This is a genomic window from Flavobacterium sp. 270 (genome assembly GCF_004368785.1).
Taxonomy (GTDB): domain Bacteria; phylum Bacteroidota; class Bacteroidia; order Flavobacteriales; family Flavobacteriaceae; genus Flavobacterium.
Genome location: NZ_SODM01000007.1, coordinates 332,037 through 343,009, shown reverse-complemented (window position 1 = coordinate 343,009; position 10,973 = coordinate 332,037). Strand labels below are relative to the sequence as shown.

Below are 10,973 nucleotides of genomic sequence, written 5' to 3'. Positions count from 1 at the left end.
TCGATAAACGATTCCAGAAAATTAACCATTCAAGGACGTGCAGTTTCCTTTGATGATACAGAAACTATTCCGTTAGGATACAAATCTACTATTGCAGGTGATTTTACAATTGCAATTGATCATGCCGATGGTTTATTTGCTGATCATGCTGTTTATCTGGAAGATAAAACAACAGGCAAAGTCCAGGATTTAGCAGCTGGAAATTATACTTTTGCTACTGCGATTGGAACTTTTGCAGAACGTTTTGTTTTACATTATAGTTCTAAAAATCTAGGAACGGGAGATTTTGAAAATCTTGAAAATTTCGTTTTAGTATCAGTAAAAGAGAAAGTGATTAAAGTAACAACTTCAAAAGAAACTTTAAAAGATGTTGCCATTTATGATATTTCTGGAAAACTCCTTTATGAGAAAAATAAAGTTGGAAACACTGAATTACTGATTTCAAATTTGCAGTCAAGCAATCAGGTTTTATTAGTAAAAGTTACGCTTGAAAATGATTTTACTACAACTAAAAAAGTCATTTTTAAATAAATAATAGAGACTTCGGTTCATATCAAAATAATTTTAAATCCCATTTGTCGAAATAAGACAAATGGGATTTTTTTTGAAATATCACCGAAAGTGGGTATTGCAAGCTTTAATTAATAGTAATAATTTTGAGTTAATTCTTATAGATTATAACAACTTATTATTTTGATTAAAAAACTTCTTTTCTTTATACTTCTAATCGTTTTGCCTTTTAAAACCAAACTTATTGCCCAGCAGGGAAAAATCGATATTACTTTTAATACTTTAGATGACGGATCAAATGGTGATGGCTTTAGTGCTCCCGTTAGAACTTTACTTTTGCAAGATGAAAACTTAATTGTTGGAGGCGATTATCTGAGTCTTAATGGCATCCCGACTTCTTATTTCACACGACTGGACCCCGATGGGAATATTGACGAAAGTTTCACAAAAGGAACCGGATTAAATGGTAAAGTATATGCAACATATTTACAGACTGACGGAAAAATTCTTGTTGGTGGCAGTTTTACATCTTACAACGGCATAAATGCTGGAGGATTAATTCGATTGAATGCCGACGGCTCCTATGATTCATCATTCAATACTTCAATAGGAATAGCTACCGGTATTGTAGAAAACATTTCGATGCAGGCTGATGGTAAAATAATAATTGTGGGAAGTTTTACAAAATTTAATAATGTAACCGTAAACCGAATTGCACGTCTTCTTCCAGATGGTTCTTTAGACAATTCATTTCGTACCGGCAATGGCACAACGGCACTTATTACAAGTGTTGCAGCTTTACCTAATGGCCAAATTTTAATTGCTGGAAATTTTACAAAATTTGGAGTAACAGATATTAACAAGATAGCAAGATTAAATTCTGATGGAAGTATCGATTTAAGTTTTAATATTGGAACTGGATGCAACGATAATGTAAATGCAATTGCAGTACAATCAGACGGCAAAATTATACTTGGAGGAAGTTTTACAACTTTTAACGAAATAACGGCAAATAGAATAATTCGCCTTAATGAAGACGGTACTCGTGATCTTACTTTTTTATCAGGAACAGCTATAAATTCCGGTACAGTATATATTATCAAAGTTGATAATTCTGGTAATATAATGGTTGGCGGATCTTCTGCGGGAAAATATAACGGTACAGATATAAATCGCGTAATTTTTTTAAACCAAAATGGAATATTAAACCCAGATTTTGACCTAGGATCTGGACCAGCCTCTGCTTCTGTTTATGCTTTAGCCAATGATGTAGAAGGCTCTTGGTACATCGGCGGATCATTTTCTGTTTTTGATGGATTAAATCAAGGGCGCTTGGCAAAAGTTGATTTAAATGGAGAACATGATATTGAATATTTGGCAGCCGGAATTGGTTTTGATAATTCTGTTTTAAGCGTTTTGTCATTGGAAGATGAAAAGACAATGGTTTTTGGTAATTTCAAAAAGTTCAATGGAAATCCTGCTCCAAAAATTGTACAGCTTTTAAAAGATGGAACTCTTGATAATACTTTCAATTTTGGAAAAACAGGAGCAAATAATGTCATAAAATCAGCGGTATTACAATCAGACAAAAAGGTTGTCTTTGTTGGAAATTTTACAACTTATAATAATGTCAATTGTAATCGCATTGCCAGAATTTTATCAGATGGATCTTTGGATAATAGTTTTAATATTGGTAATGGATTCAATAAGCAGGTTTATGCAATAGCAATACAACCAGATGGGAAGTTAATCGCTGTTGGTGATTTTAGTACTTATAACGGTATGTCAACTGTTAGAATACTGCGATTACTTCAAGATGGATCAAAAGATCCAAGTTTTAATGTCGGAACTGGTGCAGATGCCATTATAGAAACAATTTTAATACAGCCAGATGGTAAAATTTTAATTGGAGGAAGATTTAATACTTTTAACGGAATTGCATTTCCTAGATTAGTGCGATTAAATTCGGATGGAAGTATCGATTCAGGATTTAGAATAGGAGAAGGCTTTGATAAAAATGTGTACACTCTTGCCTTACAATCAGATCAAAAGATAATTGCAGGAGGCTCTTTTACCTTATATAATAAAGTTTCTCAAAAGAGAATTCTTCGTTTAAATACTAACGGAAGTTTAGACACGAATTTTGATTCCGGCATAGGTTTCAGCAATGGAGATGTGAGAAGTTTATTAGTACAGCCAGACGATCGAATTTTGGTTGGAGGCTCTTTTTCAGGTACGTATAAAACCACACCCTCACTACGATTAATACGATTGTTAAGAACAGGAAGTTTTGATCCTTATTTTAAAGCCCCGCTCAACAATAAACTTTTTGCAATGAGCTTTACATCCAATTATAGATTAATAATAGGTGGCAATTTTAATTCGGTTTCTGGAATTTCTAAACATAGAATTGCACGTTTAAAATTATGTTTAGAATCTACATCTTGGAACGGATCTTCATGGTCTAATGGCGATCCATCAGGTGGTAAGGAAGTCTTTTTTAATGATAATTTTGCAGACTTAAATACCACAAATGTATGCAGTTGTGATATTGATGAAGGAAAAAAAGTAGCGCTTTTAAGCGGTAGTATTTTAGGAATCGAATTTGCATTAACTGGTGCAGGAACTTTGATGTTAGAAAATGCATCAAGTTTATATCAATCAGATGATGATATCATAAATACGGGGAATATAATTTATAATAGAAATTCATCACCAGTAAAACGTTATGACCTTACCTATTGGTCTTCTCCGGTTACACGTACACCAAAATTTACATTGCATGATTTATCGCCAGATACATTAGGAGATAAATATTATAAATACGACCCAATACAGGATAAATGGATAATAATTTACAATGGAACTGAAGAAATGATAAAAGGAATAGGATATAATATCAGAGCACCTCAAACTTTTGATATTAACACGCCTTGTATATTTAACGGCATTTTTTCCGGAGTTCCAAATAATGGCCCCGTTTCGATTTCCTTAGGAGGCATGAATAAATGGGTATTATTAGGAAATCCATATCCATCTGCTATATATGCAGATCAATTTATAGTAGATAATAAGGACAATATATACGGTACACTATATTTTTGGACACATAATTCTGTGCCAAGCTCTATTTATCCCGGCGATGCAAAATATAATTACAACAATGATGATTTTGCGTCTTATAATTTAACGGGTAGCGTAAACATTGGTGAATTAGTAGGTACTAGCGCACCTACTTCGGAAAATCAAAATGCACCGTCAGGTTATATAGCGTCTGCGCAGTCCTTTTTTGCTAAATCAAAGACAGCACTCACGGCCAATTTCACAAATTCTATGCGCGTTTCTGGTCAAAACAGCCAGTTTTTTAAAACTGCTCAAACACATAAAATGGATATTGAGAAACATAGGTTATGGCTTAATTTTAATGCTAAAGAAACTTTCAAACAAATATTGATTGGTTATGTCGCCGGAGCAACAAACAGCTGGGATGATAATTACGATGGATTATCTATCGATGGAAACAAGAATGCAGATTTTTACAGCATCAATGAAGGAAAGAAACTTGTCATTCAAGGACGTGAACTTCCTTTTAATAATTCAGATGTAGTATTGTTAGGATATAAATCAGCAATTGCAAGCGAATGCATTATTAGTATAGATCATGCCGATGGCGATTTGAGTTTGAGCCATGTGTATTTAGAAGACAAAACAAATAATACAATATGTGATCTAACAGCGGGCAATTATACTTTTTCCACAGCGATAGGAACATTTGATGATCGCTTTAAAATCAGCTTTACAGAAAGAACATTAGGAATACCAGATTTAGAAAATCATAATAATGGAGTTTTTGTTTCTGTGAAGGATAAAATCATCAAAATAACTTCGGATAATGAAAATCTCAAAGAAGTTGCAGTTTATGATATTTCAGGAAAACAGATTTATCAAAAAGATAAAATAGAAGCTGCTAGTTTTTTTATAGAAAATAGATTTTTTAAAAATCAGATTTTATTACTAAAAGTAATATTGGAGAATGGAAAAGTTGAAAATAAAAAGATCATTTTCTAAGAAATTATTTAGAAGATAAACTCGGCCGTATATTTATAATTTAAAAGGAAGTAATTATATTTTTAATACATCGATAGACATTTTTGACGATCGATTTGTATTGAATTTTGTAGAAAAAAATTTGCAACAAAATAAAGAGAAACACCTAATTTACTGATGTCAAATTTACAATCATCTAATCAGGTGTTATTGGTAAAAGTAACATTTAGAAGATGGGCGATTTGTAAATAAGAAAATTATTTTTTTTAAGCTACTCTTTCATAAAATGCTTAAAGCCATTTGTTTATAATGCAGATGGTTTTTTTATTTTATAAAGAACTCATTATTGTTGAAATAATTAAATTTCACTTCTAAATGTTAAACTTTGATTTTATTGTAAATAAAATCGTACCTTGTTATTGTTTTGGATCGACATACTCCCCCTTTAGTCGACAAAACAAATTTTAAAAGCCATTTTTCGGGATGTTCTAGTACGTCCTTAATTAAAATATTCGCTTTATTTTTTTTTACATGCCAAAGATCAATTGTAAAATTTAAACCCCAATTTAAATAAGCAACAAGCATTTTTATTTTTTTCTGAATCTCTTTTCTGAGGGTCAGAGCAACTTTTTGTACGCTCATTTTAATGACATGAGATTTACAATTTTTCAAAAAATTAAAAATTTATGACTTGAGTTCGAATCCGATTTTTTCAATTATTAAAGCCTGTAAAAATGAAAAAAAATCTAATTTCACTGCCTATTTCTACGCCAACTTTAATACACAATTTTCTGCTAAAACAGAATTTTAAGCCTATTTCGTTTGGTCAATTTCATATTTTTATAATATTATTTTTTGTTTATACTTCTCTAACAGCACAGCAGCATACCTTTACTACTGCTGGAAATACCGTAGAAGTTCCAGCCGGAGTTATCGAAATGGATGTTAAAGCATGGGGAGCTGGCGGGGCTGGTGGTGGGGCAAGTAATGCTCCAATATTAGACGGAAGAACTGGAGCTGGAGGTGGCGGAGGCGCTTATGCAACGAGCAAAATTACGGTTGTAGCAGGAACGACTCTAAGCGTTGTTGTTGGACTTGCTACTACTGGAACGGTAAATAATGGTGTGGCAGGAGGAAATTCTACAATTACAGGTTTTGAAAGCTCAATTTTGGCTCTTGGTGGGCAAGGAGGAGAAGCAAATTCTACTGGAACAATACCACTTGGAGGAGCTGGAGGTTCACTTTCGGGTTCAGTGGGAACTACAAAAGCGGCAGGAATATCTGGTGGAAACGGTACTTCTGGATTATTAAGCTTAGGTATTTCTACAGGTGCAGGTGGAGCAGGTGGTGGCCCTGGTGGCGGTGCTGGAGGTGCAAGTGTTACTAGTTTATTACTATTAAATCAAGCGGGTAATCCAGGAGCAACACTAGGAGGTGGAGGAAGTGGAGGAATTAATTCTTCTGTTTTGATTTTTACAGGTCCTCCACAAGTTGGTGGTAATGGAGCTCATGGACAAGTTATTATAGATTATACATGTCCAACTTATAGCCTTACAGCTACTACAGCAGCAATTGCTTGTTTGTCACCCGGAACTTCTGAAATAACTTTAACATCCTCTACAGGAGGATTACCTAAGGGAAATTATACGGTTACTTACACTAGAGGAGCAACAACTGGCTTAACAGCTTCGATGACTGTTACAACTGCAGGTACAGGAAAATTTACAGTATCAGGCTTAACGCCAGCAGGTACTATTAATGTAAAAATTACAGCTTTAAAATCAGGTGTTTGTAATTCACCAATAACAGCAAACAATTCTGTTGATGTGACAATAGCTCCTGTAACAGTAGGAGGAACAGTAAGTGGAGGCACAACAATTTGTGGAGGATCAACAAGTGCTGTTTTGACATTAAGTGGACATGTTGGCTCTATATTAAGATGGGAATCATTAACAGCTCCATCTTCCACATGGGTGACTATTCCAAATACTACAACAACTTATACATCAGGTGCACTGGCAGCTACTACACAATTTAGAGCAGTAGTTCAAAGCGGTACTTGCTCTGTCCTTAATTCAATTGCAACGACTGTCACTGTAAATACGCAACCCAGTATTACGCTTGGCACAATTAATCCTCTATGTGTAAGTGCGAGTGCTCAATCTCCTGTATTAACATATTCAAATGCTGTTGCATCACCAACACTTTATAATATTACTTGGGCTTCATCTCCGACTAATAGTTTTGTTGCTGTACCGGATACGTCACTTCCAAGTCAGATAACAATTGCTGTTCCTGCCGGAACAGCATCAGGAACATATACCGGGACATTAAGAGTAAAAAATGCAACTGGATGTATATCAAGCCCTGTCAATTTTAATGTAGTAGTTAATCCTCTGCCGAGCATTACACTTGGAACAATTGCGTCAGTCTGCACCAATGCCAATGCTCAAACTACACAATTGAATTATACGGCAGCAACAAATTCTCCAACAACTTATAGTATTGCATGGAATGCGTCGCCAACAAATAGTTTTGTCGCAGTTACAAATGCTGGATTATCCGCTAGTCCAATAACCATTAATGTGCCGGCAGGAACAGCATCAGGAACTTATACCGGGGCATTAACTGTAAGAAATGCAAATGGCTGTGTATCTAGTTCAACGAATTTTAATGTAGTAGTTAATCCTCTGCCGAGTATTACACTTGGTACGATTGTGCCAGTTTGTACAAATGTCAGTGCCCAAACAACACAATTAAATTATACAGCAGCAACAAATTCTCCAACGACTTATAGTATTACATGGAATGCGTCTCCAGCAAATAGTTTTGCAGCGGTTACCAATGCAGGATTATCCGCTAGCCCAATAACCATTAATGTACCGGCAGGAACAGCAGCAGGAACCTATGCCGGAACATTAACTGTAAGTAATGGAAATGGCTGCGTATCGAGTGCTTCAAATTTTAATGTAGTAGTTAATCCTCTGCCGAGTATTACACTTGGTACGATTGTGCCAGTTTGTACAAATGTCAGTGCCCAAACAACACAATTAAATTATACAGCAGCAACAAATTCTCCAACAACTTATAGTATTACATGGAATGCGTCTCCAACAAATAGTTTTGCTCCGGTTACCAATGCCGGATTATCGTCTAGTCCTATAGCAATAGCCATACCGGCAGGAACTCCAGCAGGCACATATACAGGAACATTAACTGTAAATAATGCGAATGGCTGCGCATCCACTCCTTCAAATTTTAATGTAGTAGTTAATCCTGTGTCGAGTATTACACTTGGTACACTTGCACCAATTTGTACAAATGTCAGCGCTCAAACTACACAATTAAATTATACGGCAGCAACAAATTCTCCAACAACTTATAGTATTACATGGAATGCGTCTCCAGCAAATAGTTTTGCTCCGGTTACCAATGCTGGATTACCGTCAAGTCCAATACCAATAGATGTACCGGCAGGAACAGCAGCGGGAACCTATACCGGAACATTAACTGTAAGTAATGGAAATGGCTGCGCATCTAGTGCTTCAAATTTTAATGTAGTAGTTAATCCTCTGCCGAGCATTACACTTGGTACGATTGCACCAGTTTGTGCAAATGTCAGTGCTCAAACGGCACAATTAAATTATACTGCGGCAACTGCGTCACCAACAACTTATAGTATTGTATGGAATGCGTCTCCAGCAAATAGTTTTGCTCCGGTTATCAATGCAGGATTATCCACTAGCCCAATAACCATTAATATACCGGCAGGAACAGACGCAGGAACTTATACAGGAACATTAACTGTAAGTAATGCAAATGGATGTGTATCTAGTGATGCCAATTTTAATCTAGTAGTTAATCCTCAGGCCAGTATTACACTTGGAGCAATTGCTCCAGTTTGCAGCAGTGCTAATGCCCAAACTACACAATTAAATTATACTGCGCCAATTGCGTCACCAACAACTTATAGTATTGTATGGAATTCGGTTCCAGCAAATAGTTTTGTTACGGTTACAAATGCTGGTTTGTCTTCTAGTCCAATAACGATTAATGTACCGGCAGGAACTCCAGCAGGCACGTATACAGGAACATTAACTGTAAATAATGCAAATGGCTGCATATCCAGTGATGCCAATTTTAATGTAATAGTTAATCCTCTTCCAAGCATTACACTTGGTACGATTGCACCAGTTTGTGCAAGTGCCAGCGCTCAAACTGCACAATTAAATTATACTGCAGCAACAAATGCACCAACAACTTATAGTATTGTATGGAATTCAGTTCCAGCAAATAGTTTTGTTACGGTTACAAATGCCGCATTATCCTCCAGTCCAATAATTATTGATGTGCCAGCAGGAAGTGCGGTAGGAACTTATATTGGTACACTAACCGTTAGCAATGCTAATGGATGTATATCGTCAAGTTCTTCAAATTTTAATGTCGTTGTTAATCCTTTGCCGGCAACACCAGTTCCCGGAGCCACAACACAAACAAACTGTGTTTCTGCAACTGGAAGTGTTATGTTAACCGGTTTAATTCCTTCAATAACATGGACCATTACTCAAAGCGGAACATTTTCTAATACCTATACAGGAACAGGAACTAGTTATCTCGTACAGAATTTAGCAACAGGAACCTATACTTTTACAGTACGCGACGGTACAAATTGTCCTTCATTGCCAACTTCCGGAGTTGTTATTAGTCCCCCATCTACTAATACTTGGAATGGCTCTACTTGGTCAACAGGTAGTCCGCCAACAAATTCTGATGCTATTGTATTTGCCGGAAATTATACCACAACAGGAAGTTTAGTTGGTTGTTCCTGCGTGGTAAATTCTGGCGTAACAGTTACAGTAAATCCAAACCATACATTGACAATTTCAAATTCTGTAAGTAATAATGGAGGTACATTAATTTTTGAAAACGATGCAAGCTTAGTTCAAACTTCTAATGCCGTTAATACAGGAAATATTTTTTATAAAAGAACAGCTCCTTCTCTTCGACGCTATGACCTTACTTATTGGTCTTCACCAGTTACACGTAATCCTATATTTAAACTGCGTGATTTATCGCCGGGTACTTTAGGAGATAAATATTATAAATATGATCCAATAGTGGACTGGATAATAGTGTATAATGGATCTGAAGAAATGGTAAAAGGATATGGATATAATATCAGGGCTCCTCAAACATATGACATAAATACTCCGGCACCTTTTTATGGTTTGTTTATTGGAGTTCCTAATAATGGACCAGTTTCTATTCCTTTAGGAGGACTAGATAAGTGGCAATTACTCGGAAATCCTTACCCATCAGCAGTTTATGCCAATCAGTTTATAGTAGATAATCAAGCCAATTTGTATGGTACTTTGTATTTCTGGACACATAATTCAATGCCTAGTGCCTCTTACCCTGGAAACAGCACAATCAATTATAATGATGCTGAAGATTTTGCTATTTATAACTTAACCGGAACAATAGCGCTTACAGGATTAGTAGGAACAGGAGCAACATCACCAGGCAATCAAAGTCCGCCACTCGGTTATATTGCAGCAGGTCAGGCATTTTTTGTAAAATCCAAAACAGCTTCAAATGCAATTTTTACCAATTCTATGCGAATATCAGGTAATAACAGTCAGTTTTACAAAAATGCGAATGTTGATGCTAATATTGAAAAACATCGCGTCTGGGTCAATTTTACGAATACACAGGGAGCTTTCAAACAAATATTAATAGGGTATGTTACAGGCGCAACAAATACTTGGGATAATAATTATGATGGTGAAACTTTAGACGGAAACAAATACGTTGATTTTTATAGTATTAATGAAGAAAAGAAACTCGCGATACAAGGCCGTTTAGTACCTTTTGATGATTCAGATAATATTCCATTAGGATATAGATCGGCAATTGCAGGAGATTTTACCATAGCTATTGATCACACCGATGGAGATTTAAGTAATCGTGCCATTTATTTAGAAGATAAAAAGACTGGCCTGGTACAAGATTTGCAAACCGGTAATTATAAGTTCACAACAGCAATTGGCACTTTTGATGATCGTTTTGTATTGCGTTACGGTAAAACATTAGGAACAGACGATTTTGAAAATGATCAAAATAATATCCTTATTTCTGTTAAAAATAAAGTCATAAAAGTTGAATCAAATTCAAACACAGAAAATCTTAGTGAAGTTATAATTTTTGATATTTCAGGGAAAGAGGTTTATAATAAAAAGAAAATAGGAACTAACAAATTAGAAATAACAGACCTTAAATCAAGTAATCAAGTTTTAGTAGTAAAAGTGATTTTAGAAAACGGAGAAGCAATCAGTAAAAAAATTATTTTCTATTAAAAATTAAGATTTTGAAGGTTAGTGTTAATTGCTGATTTAGAATAGATTAGTATAGCACTG

General features: G+C 35.3%; 4 protein-coding genes. 3 read left to right on the top strand and 1 reads right to left on the bottom strand.

Features of this window, described 5'->3' with window-relative positions:
• Positions 1-531, top strand: a 531-nt coding sequence (locus EV144_RS22725) for a T9SS sorting signal type C domain-containing protein (RefSeq protein ID WP_134151427.1), incomplete at its 5' end; no start/stop codon positions are given.
• A gap of 162 nt (positions 532-693) precedes the next feature.
• Entirely contained in the window at positions 694-4,578 is a 3,885-nt protein-coding gene (locus tag EV144_RS22720) for a T9SS sorting signal type C domain-containing protein (RefSeq protein ID WP_134151426.1), read from the top strand.
• Between the two features lie 357 nt (positions 4,579-4,935).
• Here the strand turns inward: EV144_RS22720 and EV144_RS22715 are convergent, their stop codons facing one another.
• Positions 4,936-5,199 (bottom strand): hypothetical protein, encoded by a 264-nt coding sequence (locus tag EV144_RS22715; RefSeq protein WP_134151425.1) that lies wholly within the window; start codon positions 5,197-5,199, stop codon positions 4,936-4,938.
• A 92-nt stretch (positions 5,200-5,291) separates the two neighbouring features.
• Between EV144_RS22715 and EV144_RS22710 the strand changes: the two genes are divergently transcribed.
• Positions 5,292-10,913, top strand: a complete 5,622-nt coding sequence (locus EV144_RS22710) for a T9SS sorting signal type C domain-containing protein (RefSeq protein ID WP_134151424.1) — start codon at positions 5,292-5,294, stop codon at positions 10,911-10,913.
• Positions 10,914-10,973: the final 60 nt, after the last annotated feature.

Excerpts from the sequence above, each read along its gene's own strand:
- EV144_RS22715 (WP_134151425.1), bottom strand. The coding sequence starts at position 5,199 with ATGAGCGTACAAAAAGTTGCTCTGACCCTCAGAAAAGAGATTCAGAAA.
- EV144_RS22710 (WP_134151424.1), top strand. The coding sequence starts at position 5,292 with ATGAAAAAAAATCTAATTTCACTGCCTATTTCTACGCCAACTTTAATA.